A 22,014-nucleotide genomic window follows, 5' to 3' on the forward strand; every position below is an offset into this window, starting at 1 on the left:
CGATCCGGGTGCACCACGACGCATCTTGTATAGACGAGTAGATGGGAGAGGTGTCTTGCGCACCATTCGTGTGGAGACCTCCGGCGCGACGATGCTGCTGACCGAGGCTCCGGAGACCAAGGTCCGCGACCGGCAGACCGGAGAGGTCGCCAAGGACGCCACCAGCGGCGAGACGCTGATGACGATCGGCGTCGTCCACATCGAGGACGGCGAGTCCTCGCTGATCAAGGTGACGGTGCCGGAAAGCGGCATCTCGGAGGGGCTGACCCTCGGGGCGCCGGTCTCGCTGCCCGGGCTGGTGGCCCGGCCCTGGGAGAACGTGTTCAACGGCCAGCAGCGGCACGGCATCGCCTTCCGCGCCACGGCCGTGGTCCCGGCCGCGTTCCCGGGCGCTGCTGAGGCGGCCTGATGCCGGACCTCTCGGCACTGCTGGAAGTGGGTGGCCCCCTCGCCGCGCTCGGCGGCGGAGCCGCCTGGGCCCGGGCCCGGCATCCGGCCGTGTACTGGTCGGCGGTCGGCCTGCCGGTGTCCACGGCCCGGCTGCTGACCTCCTACGGCTCCGTGATGGAGGCGTGCGGGCTGACCGTGCCACCGTCCCGGCTCCGGGTCCTGGCGGTGAAGGCCACCACCCGCCGGGAGGTCCGGCCCGTGCCGCCGCGCCGGGGTCTGCTGCGGCCGACCTCGACGGGGCTGCGGCTCCGGCTGCGGCTGGCGCCCGGGCAGGAACCGGCGGACGTGGCGGCCTCGGCCGAACGGCTGCGGCACGCCTGGGGCGTTCACGCCGTGTACGTGTCCACGGTCCGGCCGGGCGTGGTCGAGCTGCGGCTCGTCGGCTTCGACGTGCTGCGGCGGGTCCGGATGCCGCGCACGGCCGGGGCCGGCTTCCTCGCCGTGCCCGTCGCGTTGCGGGAGGACGCCACGGCCTTCGTACGCGACTACCGGACCGTGCCGCATCAACTGACGCTCGGCGCAACGCTGTCGGGCAAGTCCATGTACCTGCGGCACCTGATCACCGGGCTCGCCAGGCAGCCGGTCGCCCCGGTGGGGATCGACTGCAAGCGGGGTGTGGAGCTGGCACCGTTCGCACCCCGGCTGTCGGCGCTCGCCACCGATCCGGAGCAGGCGGCCGAGCTGCTGCCCGCGCTCATACGACTGATGGAGGACCGATACGACCTGATCAAGAAGCGGCAGGGCATCGCCCCGGACACCCCGGCGGACGAGATCACCTCGGATGTCTGGGGGCTGCCGGAGAGCGAACGGCCGGTGCCGGTCGTGCTGTTCGTGGACGAGGTGGCCGAGCTGTTTCTCGTCGCCAGCAGGAAGGACGAGGAGCGGCGGGACGAGATGGTCACGCAGTTGATCCGTCTCGCCCAGCTCGGCCGCGCCGCCGGGATCTACCTGGAGGTGTGCGGGCAGCGCTTCGGCGCCGAGCTAGGCAAGGGGGCGACCATGCTCCGGGCCCAGCTCACCGGCCGCGTCTGCCACCGGGTCAACGATGAGGCGTCGGCCAAGATGGCGCTCGGTGACATCGCACCGGAAGCGGTCGCCGCGGCCTGCGCCATCGCTCCGGAACGGCCGGGGCTGGCGGTGGCCGGTGACACCTCCGGCGGGTGGTCCCGCATCCGGACGCCGTACCTGTCGCTCGGTGAAGCGGCCGGGATCTGCCGGGAGTCGGCGGACCTGGTGCCGGAGCTGCCCGCGCTGGAGCGCTTCCGGCCCGCCGTTCCCGTGCCGTCGCCTGCCAAGGAGTCGGCTCCGGTCGTCAAGCCTCATCCCGTGACCGGCTGACCGCCATCCCACATCGGCCGGCGTGACCGTCTCGCGCCGACTCCCTACCCCTGCCATGCCCGAAACCGGATGAGAGGACGTGACCACAGATGTCCGAACGCCCCTCCGTACAGGAGATCGCCGCCTTCCTGGCGGACGTCAGGGCCAGCCGCACCGCCGACGCAGACCCGGCTGACCTGCTCGCCCGGAAAGCGGACCTCCTGGAGCGCATCGCCGACACCATGCCCGGCGACGCGGAAGCCGCTGACGTAGCCCGCACCGCGCGGGCCGCCGCCGACGAAGCCGCCGGGCAGTGACCATGGCGCGCTCTCGGCCCCGGATCGACGCCGTACTGATCCAAGCCTTCATCGCCGCCGCGCTGTCCTTCGCGCACCTGCACGACCTCGCGGCGGCGGCCGGTCAGGACGGGTGGAAAGCCTGGGCCTATCCCGTCTCCGTCGATCTGCTGCTCGTGGCCGCCTGGCGGCGACTGCGGTCAGGGCAGGATCGGGCGGCCGGGTGGTGCTGGTTCGTCATCACGCTCGCCGCGTCGCTCGGCGCGAACGTCGCCACGGCCGGACTGCTCGACCTCGACGACGTGCCGGCCTGGCTGCGCATCACCGTCGCGGGCTGGCCCGCCGTCGCCTTCCTTGGCGGAACGCTCCTCGCGCACTCCGGCCCGGCTGCCGAGCCAAAGCCCGTACGGGAGCGCGAGCCGGAGCCCGTACCCACGCCGGAGCCTGCGCGGCCTGCCGTGCCCGTTCCGGCCGCCCTGGTCGAGCACGCCCGCAAGGTGGCCGCCGACCACCGCAACCGCACCGGAACGCCCATCGACGCCCCCACCCTCCGGGCCCGGCTCGGGGTGCCCGCGCCCATGGCCGAAGCCATCACCGCCCGTCTCTGAGAGGAGTGCCCGTGACCGCCAACCGCCGTTTCCGCGCCGTCACCCGTATCGGCCCCGTCCAGGTCGGCACGTCCTACGACGGCCGGGGCCGTGAGAAGCACACCGCCGCGTGTACCGCTCCGCGCTGCGGCTTCTCCGCCGACTACGACAGCCGCGCCGCCGCCGAGCTGGCCGCCCGTACCCACCGCTGCCCCGTCCGCTGAAAGGAACCGCCCCGTGACCGTCACCCTGCCGCTTGTCCTGGTCCTCGGCCTCTTCGCTTGGGGCGCGATCAAGTTCCTCGGCGTCCGCACCTGGATCGTCGGCCTGGTCGCGCTGTTCGGCTTCTGGCTCTCGGACACCTTCCTCGCGCCCGCCATCGAGTCCGGCACGCGCTCCGGCGTGGACGTCATCAACGGCACACATGACTAGACGAGTAGATGTGAGAGGTCTTCCGATGCTCCTGCCCCAGTACCCGGACAACCCGACTCCGCCGCCCGCCTACCGGCACGCACCCACCGACCCGGCGCCCGTCCAGCGCGCGGCCCCCTCGATCTCCGTCAGCACGGGAGTGGTCGTGGCCCTGGTCACCAGCGGCGTGGTGCTGACCGCGCTCCTGGCCGCCGTCGCCGTCTCGGCCATCTCCGTGGCCGTCGCCGCCGTCGTCCTGCGCTCCCTGCTCCGCGAGCACCACCGGCGCTGAACGAACAGCTCCCGGGGCGGCCCTGATACCGCCAAGCATCCGCCGCCCCGGGAGCCCGAACCCCTCCGACCGCAGCCAGAAGGAGACAGCCATCATCCCCCGCACCACCCCGCCTCCGCTGCCCGAACTCGGCAAGCTGGCGGCCTTCGGCACCCTGCCCGGCCTGCTGCGGCAGCTCTCCGGCCTCGGCGGCTGCACCCGGCCGATCCGGCTGGACGGCCACCGCACCGAGTACGACATCGACACCCGGACCGGCGAGATCGGCCGCGTCCTGCACCACCTCGACTCCGCCCGCCTCCCGGCCGGCCAACTCCTCGTCCGCTGCAACAACCGCCGCGCGACCCGCTGCCCGGCCTGCGCGGAGGTCTCCCGGCGCGACACCTTCCACCTGATCACCTCCGGCCTGCGCGGCGGCAAGGGCGTCCCCGAACGCGTGGCCACGCACCCGCGCGTCTTCGCCACCTTCACCGCGCCGGGCTTCGGCCCCGTGCACAACCGCCCGACCGGCCCGGCCGGTTCGGTCCGCCGCTGCCGCTGCGGCGTCCTCCACAACCAGGACGCCGAAGCCTCGGCACCCCGCTCGACCCGGCGACGTACGACTACGAAGCGGCCAAGTGCCGTTCTTGCTGTTCGGCGCCGGTGGCATGGCCTTGGCAACGTGGGCGGAGGCACCCACCGCCTTCGTTTACCCCGCCGCCTTCTTGATCATGGTGAGCATCAACCTGCGCATCCGGCGGGTTCACCGCTCCTAGTCTCCCGTCCCCACGACGGCCCGGAGACAGCAACAAGCCCCCTCCCAGCGGCAAACCCGCAGGTAGGGGGCTTGTTCGATGCTGCAGACTACTTCTTTCCCTGGTTCTTGACCGCTTCGATGGCCGCCTTGGCGGCGTCCGGGTCGAGGTACGTGCCGCCCGGGTTGAGGGGGCGGAAGTCGGCGTCCAGGTCGTAGGAGAGCGGGATGCCGGTGGGGATGTTGAGGCCGGCGATGTCGGCGTCCGAGATGCCGTCGAGGTGCTTGACCAGGGCCCGCAGGCTGTTGCCGTGGGCGGCGACGAGGACCGTGCGGCCGGTCAGCAGGTCCGGGACGATGCCGTCGTACCAGTACGGCAGCATGCGGAGGACGACGTCCTTCAGGCACTCGGTGCGCGGGCGGATCTCGCTCGGGATCATCGCGTAGCGCGGGTCGTCGCTCTGCGACCACTCGGCGCCGTCCTCCAGGGCCGGCGGCGGGGTGTCGTAGGAGCGGCGCCAGAGCATGAACTGCTCCTCGCCGAACTCCGCGCGCACCTGCGCCTTGTCCTTGCCCTGCAGGGCGCCGTAGTGGCGCTCGTTGAGCCGCCAGGAGCGCTTGACCGGGATCCAGAGGCGGTCGGCGGCCTCCAGGGAGATCTGCGCGGTGCGGATGGCGCGCTTCTGCACGGAGGTGTGCACGATGTCGGGGAGCAGGCCGGCGGCAGTCATCAGCTCGCCGCCGCGCTGCGCCTCCTTCTCGCCCTTCTCGGTGAGGTCGACGTCAACCCAGCCGGTGAAGAGGTTCTTCGCGTTCCATTCGCTCTCGCCGTGGCGGAGCAGGATCAGCTTGTACGGTGCGGTGGCCATGGCTCCGAGCCTAATCGACCTCTGTGATGCCACGAACCTCGTTCCCCGGCCGTCTCGGACCCCGGACAGCCGGGGGACGGAGTCCGGGCCGGGGCCCGGATCGTGGCCCGGATCGTGGCCCGGACCGGTAAGCCCCGGTGACGTTCGGGCGGCTTACGAGGACGGGGGCCGGCCCGGTCGCCCGCCGCGTCAGCCGGCCGCGTCCCCGGACGCATCCGCGGCCGCGCCCCCGGGGGCGGCTCCGGTCCCGCTCCCGGATCCGCCCCCGGTCGGCGCCGTCAGGTGGGCGAAGGCTTCGAGGTTCCGGGTGGACTCGCCGCGTGCGACGCGCCACTCGTACTCCTTGCGGATCGCGGTGGAGAAACCCATCTCCAGCAGGGTGTTGAAGCTGCCGTCCGCGTTCTCCAGCACGGTGCCGAGCAGCCGGTCCAGCTCCTCCGGGGTGACGGCGGCCAGCGGCAGCTTGCCGGCGAGGTAGATGTCGCCGTGCCGGTCGATGGCGTAACTCATGCCGTAGAGCTTGGTGTTGCGCTCCAGCAGCCAGCGGTGGACGGCCGCCTCGTTCTCGTCCGGGTGCCGGACGACGAAGGCGTTGACGGACAGGGAGTGTCTGCCGACGACCAGCGAGCAGGTCGTGGAGAGCTTCCGGACCCCGGGGAGCGTGACGACGTAATGGCCGTCGGAGGGGCTGTCCCATGCGAGGCCCGCCTCGTCCAGTGTTCGTTCGACGGTCTCGATCACATGCGGGTCAAGGTCGGCCATGCAGTGATCGTAGGCGACGCCGCTGATGCATCTGGTGCATGGCTGCCGCGTAGACGTCGGCCGTGGCCGCGGCGGTGGCGTCCCAGCCGAACGACTGGGCGTGGCGGGCCGCCGCGGCGCCCATCCGGCCGGTGAGTTCCGGCCCGTCCAGGAAGCGGCGGAGCACCCGGGCGTAGTCGGCCGGGTCGTGCCCCTCGACGAGGAAGCCGCTCTCCCCGTCGCGCACGGCCACCGGCAGGCCACCGACCGAGGCGGCGACGACCGGGGTGCCGCACGCCTGCGCCTCCACCGCGACCAGCCCGAAGGACTCGCTGTACGAGGGCATGACGAGCACGGAGGCCGCCCGGTACCAGTCGGCCAGCCGGTCCTGGTCCACCGGCGGGTGGAACCGCACGACGTCGCAGAGGCCCAGCTTGGCCGCCAGCTTCTGCAGTCCCTCCGGCTTGGCGAGGCCGCTGCCGCTGGGACCGCCGACCACCGGGACCATGATCCGCTCGCGCAGCTCCGGCCGTTCGTCCAGCAGCACGGCCACGGCGCGCAGCAGGATGTCGGGGGCCTTCAGCGGCTGTATGCGGCCCGCGAAGAGGGGTATCAGCGCGTCCTGCGGAAGTCCGAGACGGGCGCGGGCGGCGGCGCGGCCGTCGGCGGGGTGGAAGCGGCGGAGGTCGACACCCGGGTGGACGATCTCGACCTCGGCGGGGTCGGCGTCGTAGTGCTCGACGAGCTCACCGGCCTCGCCCGCGGTGTTGGCGACGAGGCGGTCCGCGGCGTGCACGATCTGCGTCTCGCCGATGACACGCGCGGCGGGCTCGGGGGTGTCACCGGCCGCCAGCGCGGCGTTCTTGACCTTCGCCATCGTGTGCATGGCGTGCACGAGCGGAACGCCCCAGCGCTCGGCGGCCAGCCAGCCGACATGTCCGGAGAGCCAGTAGTGCGAGTGCACGAGGTCGTAGTGGCCGTGACGCTGCTCGGCCCACGCCTGCATCACGCCGTGGGTGAAGGCACACAGCTGGGCGGGCAGTTCCTCCTTCGCCAGGCCCTCGTACGGCCCGGCGTCCACATGCCGCACGAGCACGCCGGGCGCCAGTTCGACGGCGGGCGGAAGGGAGGCGGCGGTGGCACGCGTGAAGATCTCCACCTCGATGTCGATGGCGGCCAGCTGCCTGGCCAGCTCGACGATGTAGACGTTCATGCCGCCCGCGTCGCCGGTACCGGGCTGATGCAGCGGGGAGGTGTGCACGCTGAGCATGGCGACCCGGCGGGGCCGCCGGGTACCGCCGAGGCCGCCGAAGCGCATGGGGTGACGGCCGCGCCGTTCGTTCCTCGACTGCTGGGCGCCCCGCTGCTTGGGCAGGGCCGATCCCAGCCAGGACACGTGATGACTCACCGCGCGCGACCTCCTTGCCGGGGCCCGGTCCGCCCCTCCTTCCGGGGTGTAACCGCCGGGGAGAACACTTCATTCCGCGCGGGGAGGTGGAATGGGGCGGGATCGGACGGTGCGCGGCCGATGCCCGGCCGGTCCGCGGACGGCACGCGGACGGCACGCGGACATGGCCGTGCCGGCCCGGCCGGTGCGCGACGGGACGGGCCACCGTGCACCGGGCCCGGCGGCCGGGAAGGGCCGGGCGGGGGCGGCCCGCGGCCGCGGCCGCATAGGCTCGGGGCATGGCAGGCCGCGTCCCCCCGAGCTCCCGGCCCGTCGGGACGGCGACCCGCGGGACCACCAACCCCAACCGGCTGCGCCGCATGGACCGCTGGATCACCGCCGTCCACGCCCCCGCCCTGCTGCGCGCGGACGAACCGCCGGTCGCCGTGGACCTCGGCTACGGGGCCGCGCCCTGGACCGCCGTCGAACTGCTGGCACGGCTGCGCCGCGTCCGCCCCGACAGCCGGCTCGTCGGTGTCGAGATCGACCCGGCCCGCGTCGAGGCGGCGCGCCCGTACGAGCGGGACGGGCTGAGCTTCCGGCACGGCGGCTTCGAGGTGCCGCTGTCCGGCGGCGCGCGCCCGCTGCTGATCCGGGCGGCGAACGTCCTGCGGCAGTACGAGGAGGACGAGGTGCGGGCCGTCTGGGAACGGCTGTGCACACGGCTGGCGGTGCCGGACGGGCTGCTGGTCGAAGGCACGTGCGACGAGATCGGCCGGCGCCACGTCTGGGTCGCGCTCGGGCCGGAGGGTCCGCGCACGGTGACGTTCGCCACCCGGCTCGGCTCGCTCTCCGCCCCGTCCGATCTGGCGGAGCGGCTGCCGAAGGCGCTGATCCACCGCAATGTGCCCGGCGAGCCGGTGCACGCCTTCCTCCGCGACTTCGACCGTGCCTGGGCCGCCGCCGCCCCGTACGCCTCGCTCGGCGCCCGGCAGCGCTGGATACGCGCGGTGCGTTCGCTGGCCGGCGGCTGGCCGGTCACGGACGGCCCGCGGCGCTGGCGGCAGGGCGAGGTCACGGTGCGCTGGGAGGCCCTGGCCCCGCGGTGAGGGAAACCACGGAGCCGGCGGAACCGGGGGCCGCGCAAAGCGCGTGAGCCGCGCGGGGCGCGTGGTGTTCCCGGGACGGTGATCAGGGAAGCACGCACCGCCGCTTCTCCCCCGGGCCGCCCGGTCGCCCGGTCGCCCGGTCCGTTCGGCTCGCGGCTCGATCCGCACGGCCGGGCCGGAGTTCCGTTGCGGTCGCGGAGGCGGCTTGGTACGGATGGTGAGTTCGGCGGCTCCGGTAGGGGCGGACGGCGTGCAGGTGCGGCTGCCGGGGGACGCGAACTGTCAGAGGCGCGGGGGAGGATGCGGAATGCCGGTCATGGGCCGGTCACGGGGGTGAAGCGCATCGAGCCGAAGGGGGACGACTCGGCCGACGGGCCGCAACGGGGAATTCAGTGGGAACCGCTGAGGCCCTGAGAGCGAAGCCGATGACGCCGGTGGCGCGGCTCGCGCCGATGAGGGCGGCGGCTCGGCAGCGCGGCGCACCGGCTACGACGGCGCGGAGGCCGCGGGGCGGGCGTGGGACGGCCCGCGGCGCACCTTCGTCGGCGCGTACGCGGACGGCATGGACTGAGCGGGGCAGGAAGAGCACCTCTCCGGCCGGCGGATGGAGAGCAAGGGGTACGCGAAGGAGTTCGGCAAGGCGTTCATCGCGTACGACATGTCCGTCAGACCAGGTCGAGTGTGGTCAGCAGGGCGTCGACCAGTACGCGGTCGTGTTCGTGCGTGAGGTGGGGGCGGGCGGCCTCGGGCCTGAGCCAGAGGAGTCGGTCCACCTCCGGGTTGGGGACGAAGCGTTCGCAGGGCGGCACCTCCGCCGCCCAGTAGCGGACCTCCTTGGCGCGGCCCCGGACCGTGTAGCGCACGGTGGGCAGCGCGGGGCCGGGCTCGCAGTCCATGCCCGTCTCCTCGGCGACCTCGCGCAGCGCGGCCGTCAGGGCCGACTCGCCCGGGTCGAGTTTGCCCTTGGCGTGCGACCAGTCGTCGTACTCGGGGCGGTGGACCAGTGCGATCTCGATGCCGCCCTCCGGTGCGCGCCGCCACAGCACGCAGCCCGCGGCACGGATGATTCCCTGCTCCCACGGGTGTTCTTCGGCGTGCTCACGCGCCTGCCGGCGATACGTACCGCCGTGGTGCCCGTCGCCTCTCATAACACCCCCGTCGTCAGTCGCTGCCAGATACGGCCGAAGACTAGACGAGTCGCTTCCACCTCGTGCCGCTGGTCCGCGTGGAGCACGCCCAGCGCGTAGGCGGTGGCCGGGGCGATCCGCGGGGTGCGGGCCGCGGCGGCAGCGGCGGCGGCGGCCTCGGCGGCGTCCTGGTGCTGCTCCAGCGCCTGCTCGGCACTCAGCAGGACCGGCGCCACGGGGTGCGCGCCGGAGTCCGGCGGTACCTCGTACGCCCCTGCCCGGTCGAGGACCTCCTGCGCGTACCGGCAGAGCCGGACCAGCAGCCGTACCTGGTGCCACCGGGCGTCCTGCCGTTCGGCGGCGGGTGGTGCGTCGGCCGAGCCGGTGGCGGCCAGCGCGTGGGTCAGCGCCTCCGCGTTGTACGGGTGGGACGCGCGGGTCAGCGGCAGTGCCTCGACGGCCTCGCCGAGCCGCCGGTACGCCGCCTCCGCCAGGGGCGGCAGCACCTCGTGGGCCGGCCGCCCGGCGGTGTCCGGGGCGAGCGGCACCTCGGAGGCCAGCAGCGCTATGGCGTCGGCGACCGCGTGGAAGCGGGAGGAGCCGAGGGCCTGGAGGGCGGCGGAGTGCGCGCGGGTCCGGGCGAGGGTCAACTGCCGTTCCAGTAGCGCCCCGGCGCGGGCGGCCCCCATGGTGAGCGTGGAGCGTGCGGAGGGGCCGGCGGATGCGCGGTTGCCGCTTCCGTTCCCGCCGCCGGTCCCGCCGCTGTTCCCGCCGCCGTTGCCGTTGCCGCTTCCGCTTCCGCGCTGCGGGCCGACGAGAGGAGTGGCGGTGTCCTTCCGGCCGCCCGTGCCGGCGCCTGTGCCGGTGTCCGTGCCGGCGCCTGTGCCGGTGTCCGTGCGGGCGTCCGTGCCGGTGCCTGTCCCTGCCGGGCCGGTGATCTGCGCGCTGCCGTCGGCGGCTGTTCCGGCACCGGGGCCGCCCGAGCCGCCGGGCCCACCAGATCCGCCGGCTCCGGTTCCGTAGGCGCCGCCTGCTCCCGCGTCGGTTCCGAAGGCAGCCACGGAGACCCGGCCGGTCCCGCCCGCGCCCTCGGGATCCGCGCCGAGGGCGTGTGCCCCGGCCGGAGCGGCTCCGCCGCCGCCGTCCCCCACACCGCCCGACAGCCGGTGCAGGGCGCCGCGCAGCCGCTCCAGCCGCTCGGTGTAGCCGTGCTCGCGGGCCAGCGTCGTCGAGAGCCAGGTCAGTTCCGCGGCCAGCGGGTCCGCCCAGCCGGTGTCGGTGAGGGCGCGGTAGGTGTGCAGCGCGCCCCCGATGCGCCGTGCCGAGCGGCGCATCTGGAGCAGTGCCCCGACGGCCTCCTCCGCGTCCGATCCGCTCTCGCGGTGCAGCCGCAGGCTGCGCAGGAACTCCGCCGCCTGCGCGTGCAGATAGGCCGCCAGCACCTCGCCGGCCGTGCGGTCGGTGAGCCCGTGGCCGGCGGGCCCGTGCCCGGCCGTGATCACGGCCGGGCCTCCCGGAGCGGGGAGGCCGGACCCGGAGAGGGGGCCGGCCGGGCCGTGGGCGCGGGTGGTGCCACCCGTGGGGTCATGTCGCTGGGCCACGCCGGCGCCTCCGGGCGTCGATGAGCATCTCCTGTACGTTCCGCAGCGGCTGTCCTTCCGTGTCCACCGCGTGCCGGGTCCAGTTGCCGTCCGGGCCGAGGTGCCAGGAGGCGGTGTCGTCCGACATGCCGGTCTCCAGCAGCCGGCTGAGCGACTCCCGGTGCCCCGGGTCGGTCACCCGCACCAGGGCTTCGATCCGCCGGTCGAGGTTGCGGTGCATCATGTCGGCGCTGCCGATCCAGACCTCCGGGTCGCCCCCGTTGCCGAAGACGAAGACCCGGGAGTGTTCGAGGAAGCGGCCGAGGACGCTGCGCACCCGGATGTTCTCCGACAGTCCGGCGACGCCCGGCCGCACCGCGCAGATGCCGCGCACCCAGACGTCGACCGGCACGCCCGCCCGGGCGGCCCGGTAGAGGGAGTCGATGAGGACTTCGTCGACGATCGAGTTGACCTTGAGCCGGACGGAGGCGGGCCGTCCGGCCCGGTGGTGCGCGATCTCCCGGTTGACGCGCTGTACGAGGCCGTCGCGGAGCGAGGTGGGCGCGACGAGCAGCCGCCGGTAGGTGGAGCGGCGGGAGTAGCCGGAGAGCCGGTTGAAGAGGTCGGAGAGGTCGGCGCCGACGTCCGGGTCGGCGGTGAGCAGCCCGAGGTCCTCGTAGAGCCGGGCGGTCTTGGGGTGGTAGTTGCCGGTGCCGACGTGCGAGTAGCGGCGCAGGGTGTCGCCCTCCTGGCGGACGACCAGGGAGAGCTTGCAGTGCGTCTTCAGCCCGACGAGGCCGTAGACGACGTGGCAGCCGGCCTCCTCCAGCTTCCGCGCCCACTTGATGTTGGCCTGCTCGTCGAAGCGCGCCTTGATCTCCACGAGGACGAGCACCTGCTTGCCGGCCTCGGCGGCGTCGGCGAGGGCGTTGACGATCGGCGAATCGCCCGAGGTGCGGTAGAGGGTCTGCTTGATCGCGAGGACGTCCGGGTCCTCGGCCGCCTGTTCGAGGAACGCCTGCACGGAGGTGGAGAAGGAGTCGTACGGGTGGTGCAGCAGGACGTCGCGCTCGCGCAGCGCCCCGAAGATGTCCGGCGCGGACGCCGACTCCACCTCGGCGAGGTCCCGGTGGGTGCCGGCCACGAACTTGGGGTACTTGAGCTCCGGCTTGTCCAGGGCGGCTATCCCGAAGAGCCCCGTCAGGTCCAGGGGGCCGGGCAGCGGGTGCACCTCGGCCTCGCTGATCTTCAGCTCGCGGATCAGCCGGTCGAGCACGTCCGGAGCCATCGACTCCTCCACCTCCAGCCGCACCGGCGGGCCGAAGCGGCGGCGCATGAGCTCCTTCTCCAGCGCCTTCAGGAGGTTCTCGGCGTCGTCCTCCTCCACTTCCAGGTCCTCGTTGCGCGTGACCCGGAACATGTGGTGGGAGAGCACCTCCATCCCCGGGAAGAGCTCCTCCAGGTGGGCCGCGATGACGTCCTCCAGCGGCACGTACCGCTGCGGCGAGACCTCCTGGAAGCGGGAGAGCAGTGGTGGCACCTTGACCCGCGCGAAGTGCTCGTGGCCGCTGACCGGGTTCCGCACCACGACGGCCAGGTTGAGGGAGAGCCCGGAGATATACGGGAAGGGGTGCGCCGGGTCGACCGCGAGCGGGGTCAGCACCGGGAAGATCTGCTGCCGGAAGAGGGTGAGCAGCCGGCCCTGCTCCGCCTCGGTGAGCTCGCGCCAGCGGATGAGGTGGATGCCCTCCTCGGCGAGGGCGGGCAGCACGTCCTGCTGGAAGCAGGCGGCGTGCCGGGCCATGAGCTCGCGGGAGCGGGTCCAGATGAGGTCCAGCACCTCGCGCGGCTGGAGGCCGGAGGCGGAGCGGGTGGCGACGCCGGTGGCGATCCGGCGCTTGAGGCCGGCGACCCGGACCATGAAGAACTCGTCCAGGTTCGAGGCGAAGATCGCAAGGAAGTTCGCCCGTTCGAGCAGCGGGGTGGCCGGGTCCTCGGCGAGTTCCAGCACTCGCTCGTTGAAGGCGAGCCAGCTGCGCTCCCGGTCCAGGAAGCGGCCCTGCGGGAGTTCGGCGGCCGTCTCGTCGTCCTCCTCCCAGGTGTCCGGATCGCCGTCGAGGTCCGGGTCGAGGTCGGAGGCGGTGGCGGGGACGACGGCCGCCGGGCGGTGCGCGGCGATGGAGCCCACGGACGGCTGCGGGCGCGGCGGGGGCTCGGCGGCGGGCCGGGGGCCGACGGTGGCGGGCTGCCGGCTGGTGGCCGACTCCTCGGTGGTGGACCGGCCGGTGACGGTTCCGCCGGTGGAGGGCTGCCCGTCCGTGGCGGTCGGGGCGGAGGGTGCCGGGGCGGTCCGGGCCGGTTCCTGGGCGCTGGAGTCGTTCATGTCCCCATTGTTCCGCGACGCGGTGGGGACCGGCTCCCCGGAAGACGGCCGGACGGCGCGGGGAGGCCGCCGGTGGGGGGTCGTCGGGACGGCGGGCTGCATTCGGCGATGCTCGCAAGCGAGTCTGAATCACCGGTAACGGCCACATGGCGGACAGGCAAGCGGGGACCCTCACGGAGGTGCCGCGATACCGCCGCCGGCGAGGGCCGCGGCCGTACGGACCTCCTGCCGGATCGTCGAGCGGGGCAGTCCGGGGGCCCCCGGGGCATCCGCGGCGTGCGGGACGCGGGAGCCGGGCGGCGTCCGGTCCCGGCGGGGCCGGTCGGGCGGACGGCCGGGCGGACGGGCTAGGCGGACGGGCGGGCGGGCGGACGGGCGGACGGAACGAGCGGAGGACCGGCCGGGAGGACCGGCCGGGTGGACCGGGCGCGGACCGATTCGGCGCCGGGCGGCACTGTTCGGCCCCCGGCCCGACTGCCCCGCCCCGCCCTGCCCGGGTTCCGTCCATCCCCGGTTCCCGTCCATCCCCGTTCCGTCCATCCCCGGATCCGTCCGCCCCCGGTCCCGTCCGGTGTGTCAGGTCTCCGTGCGGTACATCAGGTCCGTCTCGTGGACGGTGAACCCCAGGCCCTCGTAGACGCCGACGGCCGCGGTGTTGTCGGCGTCAACGTAGAGGAGGACGCCCGGCAGCCCGCGGCCGGCCAGATGACGCAGGCCGATCAGGGTGAGGGCCTTGCCGAGGCCGCCGCCCTGCGCGTCCGGCGCCACCCCCACGACGTACACCTCGCCGAGCCCCTCCTCCCGGTGGATCTTCGTCCAGTGGAAGCCGACGATGCGGCCCTCGCGCTCGGCGAGGAAGAAGCCCTCCGGGTCGAACCAGTCCTCGCTCTTGCGGTCGTCGAGGTCCCGCTGAGTGAGGGAGCCCTGCTCGGGGTGGTGGGCGAAGGCGGCCGCGTTGACGGCCAGCCAGGCTTCGTCGTCCTCGCCGGGCCGGAAGGTGCGGACGGTCACGCCCTCCGGCAGCCGCGGCTCGGGGAGGGCGCCCTCGCCGGTCAACGGGCGGCGCATCTGGCGCAGTTCGCGGAAGAGGGTGAGGCCCAGACCCTGCGCGAGGAGGCGGGCGGCGGGATGACCGCCGTGCGCCCAGACGCGCAGCCGCTGCCCCGTGGCCGTCAGCAGGGCCCTGCCCAGGGCCCGGCCATGCCCCTGGAGCCGGTGGGCCGGGTGGATCACCAGTTCGGCGGCGGGGGCCTCCACCGGGTCGGTGCCGTCCAGTTGGGCGTAGCCCGCGAGGGTGCCGCCGTCGGTCTCGCGGAGCAGGAAGTGCCGGACGCCCTCGCGCCGGCCGCCGCGCAGGTTGAGCCGGCCCTGCTCGGACACCGCCTGGCGGCCGTCCTCGAGCGCCGCCCCGTCGATCAGTTGCCCTACCTCCGTGAGCAGGCCGGACGGCACCTCGTCGAGGATGTCGATCGTGCGGCCCGCGCCCGCACCGTTCATCACGTCGCTCATGGCGCCGAGCCTACGACGCGGCGCACCGGCCCGCCGCAGAGCCGCACGCGAGGCCGCGGGCGGGGCCGTGCGCCGGGCCGCCGGTCCCCGCGGCACCGCGCGGCACCCGGCCGCAACCCGCTCGTTACCCGACCGGCCCTGACACGCTACGCGCGTTGACCGTAGGCTGCGACGCACCGCATCGGTCTTCCACAGCCTGTGAAGGGGAACTTCATGTCAGCCTCATCCCAACGGCGCCGCCGCGTGCGCCGGTTGACCGCAGGGACGGCCGTCCTGGCCGCCACGGCCGGGGTGCTGTCCGCAGCCGTGCCGGCCGGCGCCCACAGCGGTGACCGCGGCCGTCCCGGCCACAGCAGGACCGTCGACGTCCAACTGCTCTCGTTCAACGACTTCCACGGCAATCTGCAGCCGCCGGCCGGCTCCTCCGGGCAGGTGACGCACGTTCACGAGGACGGCACGACGGAGAAGATCGACGCGGGCGGTGTCGAGTACCTGGCGACCTCGCTGCGCCAGGCCCGCAAGGGCAACCGCTACAGCGTGACCGCCGCCGCCGGCGACATGGTGGGCGCCAGCCCTCTGCTCTCCGGCCTGTTCCACGACGAGCCGACCATCGAGGCCATGAACAAGATCGGCCTGGACGTCGCCGGAGTCGGCAACCACGAGTTCGACGAGGGCCGCGCCGAACTGGCCCGGCTGCAGAACGGCGGCTGCCACCCGGAGGAGGGCTGCTTCGAGGACGGCAAGGTGTTCGAGGGTGCCGACTTCCCGTACCTCGCGGCGAACGTGACGGACGAGAAGACCCGCAGGCCCGTCCTCAAGCCGTACACGATCTGGAAGCGCGGCGACGTCCGGATCGGGTTCATCGGCGTGACCCTGGAGGGCACCCCGGACATCGTGTCGGCGGAGGGCGTCAAGGGCCTGAAGTTCCACGACGAGGCCGAGACCGTCAACAAGTACGCCCGGGTGCTGGAGCGCAAGGGCGTCAAGTCGATCGTCGCGCTCATCCACGAGGGCGGCTCGCCGGCGAGCCCGGCGTACAACTACGACTGTGACAGCCCCGGTCCGGGCGACGGCATCTCCGGGCCCATCGCCGAGATCGCCGGGAAGATCACCTCGCGGGTGGACGCCCTGGTCACCGGCCACACTCACCAGGCGTACGCCTGCACGATCCCCGACCCGTCGGGCAAGCCGCGCACGGTCACCTCGGCCGCCTCCTACGGCAAGCTCTACACCGACACGACGCTGACCTACGACCGGCGCACCCGCGACATCGTGCGCACCCGTGTCAGCTCCGCCAACCACGTCGTCCGGCGCGACCAGCCCAAGGCGGCCGACATGACGGCGCTCGTCGAGCGCTGGAACGCGAAGGCAGCCCCAGTCGCCGGCCGGCCCGTCGGCCACATCGCCGCGGACATCCCCGGCCGCGGCGCCGGCACGCCCGAACTGCCGCTCGGCGACCTGATCGCGGACGCCCAGCTGGAGGCCATGGCCCCCGCCGACAAGGGCGGCGCGGAACTCGCGCTGATGAACCCGGGCGGCATCCGCTCCGACCTGGCGTACGCCCCCTCGGGAGACGAGGGCGACGGCGTGGTGACCTACGGCGAGGCCTTCACGGTGCAGCCGTTCACCAACATGCTCACGGCGGTCGACCTGACCGGCGAGCAACTGCTGACCGCCCTGCGGCAGCAGGTCAGCGGCTCCAACGAGGCCACCCCGAAGATCCTCCAGGTCTCGGAGGGCTTCACCTACACCCTCGATCTGACGAAGTCCGGCGCCGACCGGATCGTCGCGGACTCGGTGCGGCTGAACGGCGAGCCGGTCGACCCGCAGCGCACCTACCGGGTGGCGATGAACGAGTTCCTGGCCGGGGGTGGCGACGGCTTCGCGGTCTTCAAGGAAGCCACGGACAAGTACGTCGGCAACTCCGACCTGGACGCCTTCACGGCGTACCTGGGAGCGCACTCCTCGGCGGAGGCGCCCATCGCCCCTCCGAAGGCGGACCGGATCACGGTCGTGCAGTAGTGCGGTAGTGCGGTAGTGCGGCGGCGCGGCGGACCGCGCACGGCCGGTGTGCGACGCGGCCGGGAAACGGCGCGCGGCCCGCGGCGCGTGCGCGGTACGCCGTGAGCGGCGGACAGGAGACGGGCCCGGGATGGGCAGCCCGAGGCCCGGCCCCGCCCCCCCTTGCGTCGGGCCCGAGCCCGGCCCCCGCGGACAGCCCGGTCAGTCCGGCGTCGTCCCCGGCGGTGGGTGCGGGGCCCCCGGCAGCCGTACGGCAGCCACGGTGCCGCCGCCCGGCGCCGGCCGCAGCAGCACCTCGCCGCCGGACTGGCGGACGGACCGGTCGACGATCGACAGCCCGAGCCCCGAACCGGGCAGCCCGCGCGCCGAGGGCGAGCGCCAGAACCGTTCGAAGACATGCGGCAGTTCCTCCGCCGGCACACCCGGGCCGTGGTCGCGCACCGTCAGCTCGCCGCCCGCCAGCGCGACCTCCACCTCGCCGCCCGGCGGGCTGAACTTGACCGCGTTGTCGAGCAGGTTGACCACCGCGCGCTCCAGCGCCGCCGGCTCCGCCCGGACGTACCAGGGCGCCAGATCCGTGACGATCGCGATGCCCGAGCCGCGCAGCCGCGCACGCTCCACCGCCCGCCCGGCGATCTCGTGCAGCGCGACCACCTCCGGGGGGCCGGCGCCCGCCGCGGCGTCCGGCCGGGCCAGTTCCTGGAGATCGCCGATGAGCACCCCCAGCTCCGTCATTTGGGCGCGCACCGAGGCCAGCAGGGCTCGGCGGTCCTCCTCGGGGATGGCACGGCCGGTCTCCTCGCTCCGTACGAGCAGGTCGACATTGGTGCGCAGGGAGGTCAGCGGGGTGCGCAGTTCGTGTCCGGCGTCGGCGATGAGCTGCTGCTGCCGGTCGCGGGAGGAGGCGAGGGCCGCGGTCATCGCGTTGAAGGAGCGCGACAGCCGCGCGATCTCGTCCCCGCCCTCGACCGGGATGCGGACCGCCAAGTCCTCCGTCCTGGCCACGTGTTCGACCGCACCGGTGAGCCGGTCCACCGGCTTCAGACCGGTGCGCGCGATCCACAGGCCGGCCGTGGCCGCACCGAGGACTCCGATCCCGGCGACGGCGGTCAGCAGCAGCGCCAGCGTGTCCAGCGGCTCCTGGATCTCGCTCAGCGGCCGGGAGACGGAGACCGCGTAGCCGGTGACGCGGTCCCCGGGACCGGGCCGCTTGGTCAGGACCCGTACGGGCTCGCCGCTCTCCGTCACGCCGTCCCGCAGCACCTCGTCCCGGGTGCCGGCGGCGACCTCGGCGTCCTCGGGCTCGACCCGCACGGGGCGGGAGTTGAACCCCACGCAGCGGCGGCCGTCGTCCGTGACGACCTGCCCGTAGGCGATGCCGGGGAGTGTCTGCTCGCTGGTCGGGGGGTCGGTGGACGCGCAGTCGCGGACGGTCTGCGCGATGTACGTCGGCGGGACGTTGACGTTGCGCAGGGAGGCGTCGAGCTGGGAGCGGAGCTGGTCGCGGGTGAGGAACCAGCAGGCGAAGGCGGAGACGGCGACGGCGACGGCCACCGCGACCGCCGTCAGCAGCGTCAGCCGGGTGCGCAGGGGGAGACGCCGGGACGTACGCCCCGGGCGCCGGCCGGGCAACGGGGCGGACCGCGGTCCGGACTGCGGTCCGGGCGACGGGGCAGGCGGCGGGGCGGGAGTCGCGGGTGGCCCCGGTGGCGCGGCGGGGAGCCGCACACCGCCGTGGGGCGGCGGGGGTGGAGGCGTGGGGGCGGGGCGGGAGGCGGCCGGGTCCGGGGAAGCGGCGCCCGGGGGCCGGGACGTGCCGTACGGGCCCGGTTCCCCGGGGCTGCCCGGCGGGTGCGGGCCGTCCGGGGTGCTCATCGCGCTCCGTTGCCGTCGCGCAGGACATAGCCGACGCCCCGCACGGTGTGGACGAGCCGGGGCTCACCGGCCGCCTCCGTCTTGCGTCGCAGATACATCACGTACACATCCAGGGAGTTGGAACCGGGTTCGAAGTCGAATCCCCAGACGGCCTTGAGGATCTGCTCCCGGGTGAGCACCTGCCGGGGGTGCGCGAGGAACATCTCCAGCAGCGTGAACTCCGTGCGCGTCAGTTCGACCGGCCGCCCGCCGCGGGTCACCTCGCGCGTGCCGAGATCCATCCGGAGGTCGCCGAAGGCGAGGACTCCGGGCGGCTCCTGCCCCGCCTCCGCCGCGCCGGACGCGTACGAGCTCCGGCGCAGCAGGGCCCGCACCCGGGCCAGCAGTTCGTCCAGTTCGAACGGCTTGACGAGGTAGTCGTCGGCGCCCGCGTCCAGGCCGGTGACGCGGTCGCCGACCGTGTCCCGTGCCGTCAGCATCAGGATCGGCACCGTGCTGCCCGAGGCCCGGAGGCGGCGGGCGGCGGTCAGGCCGTCCATGCGCGGCATGAGGATGTCGAGCAGCACCAGGTCCGGCCGGTACTCCTCGGCCCGGGCGAGGGCGTCGAGACCGTCGACGGCTGTCCGGGTGCCGTAGCCCTCGAAAGCGAGGCTGCGGCGGAGCGCGTCGCGCACGGCGGGCTCGTCGTCGACGATCAGAATGCGGTGGCCGCCTTCGGTGGGGCTCATCGATGCGTTACCTCACGGGTGTACGGCACTACGGCACTACGGCTCTACGGCATGGCGGTGTGCGGCACGGCGGAGTGCGGCGGGCGCACCGGGATGTGCGGCACAGCTCTCAGACTCGCACGGGGAGGCCGTCCGGCGCGGGGTTCGCCATTCGGTGCGCGGGTGTCCGGGCGGGTCCGCCATCCGGTGCGCGGGCGTCCGGGCGGGTCCGCCGTCCGCCCGGGGCGCGGCCGCATGCGCTCCCGGAGCCGCGCCTCACCCGCCGGAGCCGGACCTCAGCTCCTCCATGATCTGCTTCACGTCGTCGACCGGGATGGCGAAGCCCAGGCCGACACTGCCCGCGCCGCCCGACGCGCCGGCGACCGTACTGGGCGCGTACATCGCCGAGTTGATCCCGATGACGCGGCCGTCCATGCCGATCAGCGCCCCGCCGGAGTTGCCCGGGTTGAGCGAGGCGTCCGTCTGCAGGGCCTTGTACGTCGTGGTGTCGGAGCCGACGTCGCCGTTGTACTCGCCGCCGCCGAACGCGAACGGCCACCGGTCGCCCCCGCCGTACGGCTGCTGTTGTCCGCCGTCGTCCCGCCGCACGGTGACATCGCGGTCCAGAGCCGAGACGATGCCGCTGGTCACCGTGCCGGTCAGCCCTTCCGGTGAGCCGATGGCGACGACCTGGTCGCCGACCTTCACACTGCCGGAGTCGCCCAGCCGCGCGGCCCGCAGCCCCTGGACGTCCCGCGCCTTGAGCAGCGCCATGTCCAGGTCCGGCGCGGTGCCGACGACCTCGGCGGCCGCCGTCTTCCCATCGCTGAACACCACCTCGACGGCCGAGGCACCGGAGATCACGTGGTTGTTGGTCAGGATCTCGCCGTCGGAGGTCGTGATGACCCCGGAGCCGGTGGACTCACCGGAGCGGGAGGTGGCGCGGATCTCGACGACGCTCGGCCGGACCGCGGCGGCGACGGAGGCGACGGTGCCGTCCGGGGACGCGGAGGTCTGGGTTCCCGTGACGGCCGTGGCGGGGGTGTTCCCGCCGCCGTCCGTCAGCGCGCCGGCCGCCCATCCCGTCCCACCGCCGACCGCGGCCGCCACGAGGGCGACAGCGGCGAAGAGCCCGGCCGGCCCGCGGGCGCGGCGCCGCCGGTGCCCGGCCCGCGGCGCGGACTCCGGCGGACCGGGCGGGGCCGCCGGCGGGGCCGCCCCGGGGTCCGCGTGACCGCCCCCGCCCCCGGAGGGCCAGACGGTGGCGCCGTCGGGGGTGACGAAGGGCGCGCGGGAGGGCCGCTCCGGGACGGACGCTCCCGCAGACGAGGGCGGGGGCGGGGGCGGGAACTGCGGCTGCGACTGCGACTGCGGCTGCGGCTGCGGCTGCGGCTGCGGCTGCGGCTGCGGCGGGTGCGTACGGATTTCATCCATGCCTTCGACGGTGCGCCGCGAAGATGAGAATCCGATGAGTACGTCCTGAGAAGCCCGGCAGAAGCGCGTATGCCCGACATAAAGGCCCCGGCGGCCTCCGGCATGGCGCACCGGGCCCGTCCGGCCCGTCCGGCCCGCCCGGCCGGGGCCGGCCGCTAATCGCCGCAGCCGCAGGAGCGCCGGACGACGAGCCGGGACGGGAACTGCCGCAGCCGCTCCCGCCGCGAGCCCGCGACCCGGAGCCCGTCGTCCAGGACGAGATCGACCGCCGCCCGTGCCATCGCCCGGCGGTCCGAGGCGACCGTCGTCAGGGGCGGATCGGTGAGCGCGGCCTCCTTCACGTCGTCGAAGCCCGCGACGGCCAGTTCGCCCGGCACGTCGATCCGCAGCTCGCGCGCCGCCCGGAGCACGCCGATGGCCTGGTCGTCGACGGCGCAGATGATGGCGGGCGGCCGGTCCGGGCCGGCCAGCAGCTCCAGGGCCACCCGGTACGCGTCGTAGCGGTTGTACGGGGCCTGGAAGAGCCGGCCCTCGGTGGAGCGGCCGGCCTCGGCCATGGCCCGCCGCCAGCCCTCGACGTGGTCGGTGACGGGGTCGCCGGCCACCGGCGTCGTCTCGACCCCGCCGAGGCAGGCCACGTACGGATGGCCGTGCTCCAGCAGATGCCGGGTGGCGAGCTGCGCGCCGCCGATGTCGTCGGTGACGACGGCCACGTCGTCGATGGCGTCCGGCCGGCGGTGCAGCAGCACCACCCGGGCGTCCCAGGCGTCGATCTCGGTGGCCGCGTGCTCGCTGGGGCCCTGGCTGATGAGGATCAGCCCGGAGACCCGCATGCCGAGGAAGGCACGCAGGTAGTGCACCTCGCGCTCGTCCAGGTAGTCGGAGTTGCCGACCAGGACCATCTTTCCGCGCTCGGCGGCCGCCTGCTCCACGGCGTGCGCCATCTCGGCGAAGAACGGCTGCCGGGCGTCGGGCACGATGAGCCCTATGAGGTCGGTACGGCGGCTGGCCATCGCCTGGGCGACGCGGTCCGGCCGGTAGCCGAGTTCCTTGATGGCCGCGAGGACCCGCTCGCGTGTGGCCGGGGCGACCGGCCTCGGCCCGTTGTTGATGACGTAGCTGACCACCGCGGTCGAGGTCCCCGCCAGTCTTGCCACATCGTCACGCGTCACCTTGGCCACACGCGGC

At 74.1% G+C, this 22,014-nt stretch carries 20 protein-coding genes and 1 pseudogene; 10 read left to right on the forward strand and 11 right to left on the reverse strand.

The window, feature by feature from the left end; translation table 11 throughout:
- The first annotated feature begins 55 nt into the window (after positions 1 to 55).
- The 8 genes and pseudogenes from KBZ10_RS25475 to KBZ10_RS29820 form a co-directional block, all read left to right on the forward strand.
- The gene (locus KBZ10_RS25475) at positions 56 to 409 is read left to right on the forward strand and encodes a hypothetical protein (protein ID WP_210990072.1); all 354 of its coding nucleotides are present in this window, start codon (positions 56 to 58) and stop codon (positions 407 to 409) included.
- Positions 409 to 1,788: an FtsK/SpoIIIE domain-containing protein gene (locus tag KBZ10_RS25480; RefSeq protein ID WP_210990073.1), complete on the forward strand. Its 1,380-nt coding sequence runs from the start codon at positions 409 to 411 to the stop codon at positions 1,786 to 1,788. Before KBZ10_RS25475 ends, KBZ10_RS25480 begins: the two co-directional genes overlap by 1 nt.
- Positions 1,789 to 1,877: 89 nt before the next feature.
- Positions 1,878 to 2,084, forward strand: a complete 207-nt coding sequence (locus KBZ10_RS25485) for a hypothetical protein (protein ID WP_210990074.1) — start codon at positions 1,878 to 1,880, stop codon at positions 2,082 to 2,084.
- A 2-nt stretch (positions 2,085 to 2,086) separates the two neighbouring features.
- Complete coding sequence (locus KBZ10_RS25490; protein WP_210990075.1) at positions 2,087 to 2,671, forward strand: DUF2637 domain-containing protein; 585 nt, start codon at positions 2,087 to 2,089, stop codon at positions 2,669 to 2,671.
- A gap of 11 nt (positions 2,672 to 2,682) precedes the next feature.
- Positions 2,683 to 2,874, forward strand: a complete 192-nt coding sequence (locus KBZ10_RS25495; protein WP_043462864.1) for a mobile element transfer protein — start codon at positions 2,683 to 2,685, stop codon at positions 2,872 to 2,874.
- Positions 2,875 to 2,887: 13 nt separating this feature from the next.
- On the forward strand, positions 2,888 to 3,082 hold the full coding sequence (locus KBZ10_RS25500) for a hypothetical protein (protein WP_210990076.1): 195 nt from the start codon (positions 2,888 to 2,890) through the stop codon (positions 3,080 to 3,082).
- Between the two features lie 25 nt (positions 3,083 to 3,107).
- Complete coding sequence (locus KBZ10_RS25505; protein ID WP_210990077.1) at positions 3,108 to 3,353, forward strand: SpdD protein; 246 nt, start codon at positions 3,108 to 3,110, stop codon at positions 3,351 to 3,353.
- Between the two features lie 154 nt (positions 3,354 to 3,507).
- Positions 3,508 to 4,013, forward strand: a pseudogene (locus KBZ10_RS29820) (replication initiator); the annotation flags it as partial.
- A gap of 180 nt (positions 4,014 to 4,193) precedes the next feature.
- Here KBZ10_RS29820 and KBZ10_RS25510 read toward each other — a convergent pair.
- The 3 genes from KBZ10_RS25510 to mshA all read right to left on the reverse strand — a co-directional run bounded on the left by KBZ10_RS25510 (position 4,194) and on the right by mshA (position 7,011).
- The gene (locus KBZ10_RS25510) at positions 4,194 to 4,952 is read right to left on the reverse strand and encodes a phosphoglyceromutase (protein ID WP_210990078.1); all 759 of its coding nucleotides are present in this window, start codon (positions 4,950 to 4,952) and stop codon (positions 4,194 to 4,196) included.
- Positions 4,953 to 5,141: 189 nt separating this feature from the next.
- The gene (locus KBZ10_RS25515; protein ID WP_210990079.1) at positions 5,142 to 5,714 is read right to left on the reverse strand and encodes a YbjN domain-containing protein; all 573 of its coding nucleotides are present in this window, start codon (positions 5,712 to 5,714) and stop codon (positions 5,142 to 5,144) included.
- Complete coding sequence (mshA, locus tag KBZ10_RS25520) at positions 5,701 to 7,011, reverse strand: D-inositol-3-phosphate glycosyltransferase (RefSeq protein ID WP_210990113.1); 1,311 nt, start codon at positions 7,009 to 7,011, stop codon at positions 5,701 to 5,703. The genes KBZ10_RS25515 and mshA overlap by 14 nt, the downstream gene beginning before the upstream one ends.
- Before the next feature lie 368 nt (positions 7,012 to 7,379).
- Here mshA and KBZ10_RS25525 point away from each other — a divergent pair, with 368 nt between their 5' ends.
- Positions 7,380 to 8,189: a class I SAM-dependent methyltransferase gene (locus KBZ10_RS25525; RefSeq protein ID WP_210990080.1), complete on the forward strand. Its 810-nt coding sequence runs from the start codon at positions 7,380 to 7,382 to the stop codon at positions 8,187 to 8,189.
- Between the two features lie 665 nt (positions 8,190 to 8,854).
- On the opposite strand, the gene KBZ10_RS25530 is transcribed toward KBZ10_RS25525, so the two are convergent.
- From KBZ10_RS25530 to mshD, 4 genes are all read right to left on the reverse strand, one after another.
- Positions 8,855 to 9,337 (reverse strand): NUDIX hydrolase, encoded by a 483-nt coding sequence (locus tag KBZ10_RS25530; protein ID WP_210990081.1) that lies wholly within the window; start codon positions 9,335 to 9,337, stop codon positions 8,855 to 8,857.
- Positions 9,334 to 10,917 (reverse strand): CHAD domain-containing protein, encoded by a 1,584-nt coding sequence (locus KBZ10_RS25535; RefSeq protein ID WP_307847601.1) that lies wholly within the window; start codon positions 10,915 to 10,917, stop codon positions 9,334 to 9,336. Before KBZ10_RS25535 ends, KBZ10_RS25530 begins: the two co-directional genes overlap by 4 nt.
- The gene (locus tag KBZ10_RS25540) at positions 10,901 to 13,279 is read right to left on the reverse strand and encodes an RNA degradosome polyphosphate kinase (RefSeq protein ID WP_247702983.1); all 2,379 of its coding nucleotides are present in this window, start codon (positions 13,277 to 13,279) and stop codon (positions 10,901 to 10,903) included. The genes KBZ10_RS25535 and KBZ10_RS25540 overlap by 17 nt, the downstream gene beginning before the upstream one ends.
- Positions 13,280 to 13,855: 576 nt before the next feature.
- Positions 13,856 to 14,788, reverse strand: a complete 933-nt coding sequence (gene mshD / locus KBZ10_RS25545; protein WP_210990082.1) for a mycothiol synthase — start codon at positions 14,786 to 14,788, stop codon at positions 13,856 to 13,858.
- A gap of 213 nt (positions 14,789 to 15,001) precedes the next feature.
- Here mshD and KBZ10_RS25550 point away from each other — a divergent pair, with 213 nt between their 5' ends.
- Entirely contained in the window at positions 15,002 to 16,810 is a 1,809-nt protein-coding gene (locus tag KBZ10_RS25550; protein WP_210990083.1) for a bifunctional UDP-sugar hydrolase/5'-nucleotidase, read from the forward strand.
- 201 nt (positions 16,811 to 17,011) lie between these two features.
- Here KBZ10_RS25550 and KBZ10_RS25555 read toward each other — a convergent pair whose 3' ends face one another.
- The 4 genes from KBZ10_RS25555 to KBZ10_RS25570 all read right to left on the reverse strand — a co-directional run bounded on the left by KBZ10_RS25555 (position 17,012) and on the right by KBZ10_RS25570 (position 22,007).
- On the reverse strand, positions 17,012 to 18,442 hold the full coding sequence (locus KBZ10_RS25555; protein WP_247702984.1) for a cell wall metabolism sensor histidine kinase WalK: 1,431 nt from the start codon (positions 18,440 to 18,442) through the stop codon (positions 17,012 to 17,014).
- A 239-nt stretch (positions 18,443 to 18,681) separates the two neighbouring features.
- Positions 18,682 to 19,413 carry a response regulator transcription factor gene (locus KBZ10_RS25560; RefSeq protein ID WP_210990085.1) on the reverse strand — a complete coding sequence of 244 codons (732 nt, stop codon included), beginning with the start codon at positions 19,411 to 19,413 and terminating at the stop codon, positions 18,682 to 18,684.
- Between the two features lie 255 nt (positions 19,414 to 19,668).
- On the reverse strand, positions 19,669 to 20,826 hold the full coding sequence (locus tag KBZ10_RS25565) for a S1C family serine protease (protein WP_210990086.1): 1,158 nt from the start codon (positions 20,824 to 20,826) through the stop codon (positions 19,669 to 19,671).
- A 155-nt stretch (positions 20,827 to 20,981) separates the two neighbouring features.
- Positions 20,982 to 22,007, reverse strand: a complete 1,026-nt coding sequence (locus KBZ10_RS25570; RefSeq protein WP_210990087.1) for a LacI family DNA-binding transcriptional regulator — start codon at positions 22,005 to 22,007, stop codon at positions 20,982 to 20,984.
- Between the last annotated feature and the right edge of the window lie 7 nt (positions 22,008 to 22,014).

Origin of the sequence: Streptomyces sp. F63 (genome assembly GCF_018070345.1) — a bacterium.
Taxonomy (GTDB): Bacteria; Actinomycetota; Actinomycetes; order Streptomycetales; family Streptomycetaceae; genus Streptomyces.

What these genes read in the sequence shown, in the direction of transcription:
- KBZ10_RS25480 (WP_210990073.1), top strand. Translation starts at nt 409, where the DNA reads ATGCCGGACCTCTCGGCACTGCTGGAAGTGGGTGGCCCCCTCGCCGCG.
- KBZ10_RS25485 (WP_210990074.1), top strand. Translation starts at nt 1,878, where the DNA reads ATGTCCGAACGCCCCTCCGTACAGGAGATCGCCGCCTTCCTGGCGGAC.
- KBZ10_RS25490 (WP_210990075.1), top strand. Translation starts at nt 2,087, where the DNA reads ATGGCGCGCTCTCGGCCCCGGATCGACGCCGTACTGATCCAAGCCTTC.
- KBZ10_RS25505 (WP_210990077.1), top strand. Translation starts at nt 3,108, where the DNA reads ATGCTCCTGCCCCAGTACCCGGACAACCCGACTCCGCCGCCCGCCTAC.
- KBZ10_RS25510 (WP_210990078.1), bottom strand. Translation starts at nt 4,952, where the DNA reads ATGGCCACCGCACCGTACAAGCTGATCCTGCTCCGCCACGGCGAGAGC.
- KBZ10_RS25515 (WP_210990079.1), bottom strand. Translation starts at nt 5,714, where the DNA reads ATGGCCGACCTTGACCCGCATGTGATCGAGACCGTCGAACGAACACTG.
- mshA (WP_210990113.1), bottom strand. Translation starts at nt 7,011, where the DNA reads ATGCGCTTCGGCGGCCTCGGCGGTACCCGGCGGCCCCGCCGGGTCGCC.
- KBZ10_RS25525 (WP_210990080.1), top strand. Translation starts at nt 7,380, where the DNA reads ATGGCAGGCCGCGTCCCCCCGAGCTCCCGGCCCGTCGGGACGGCGACC.
- KBZ10_RS25530 (WP_210990081.1), bottom strand. Translation starts at nt 9,337, where the DNA reads ATGAGAGGCGACGGGCACCACGGCGGTACGTATCGCCGGCAGGCGCGT.
- KBZ10_RS25540 (WP_247702983.1), bottom strand. Translation starts at nt 13,279, where the DNA reads ATGAACGACTCCAGCGCCCAGGAACCGGCCCGGACCGCCCCGGCACCC.
- mshD (WP_210990082.1), bottom strand. Translation starts at nt 14,788, where the DNA reads ATGAGCGACGTGATGAACGGTGCGGGCGCGGGCCGCACGATCGACATC.
- KBZ10_RS25550 (WP_210990083.1), top strand. Translation starts at nt 15,002, where the DNA reads ATGTCAGCCTCATCCCAACGGCGCCGCCGCGTGCGCCGGTTGACCGCA.
- KBZ10_RS25560 (WP_210990085.1), bottom strand. Translation starts at nt 19,413, where the DNA reads ATGAGCCCCACCGAAGGCGGCCACCGCATTCTGATCGTCGACGACGAG.
- KBZ10_RS25565 (WP_210990086.1), bottom strand. Translation starts at nt 20,826, where the DNA reads ATGGATGAAATCCGTACGCACCCGCCGCAGCCGCAGCCGCAGCCGCAG.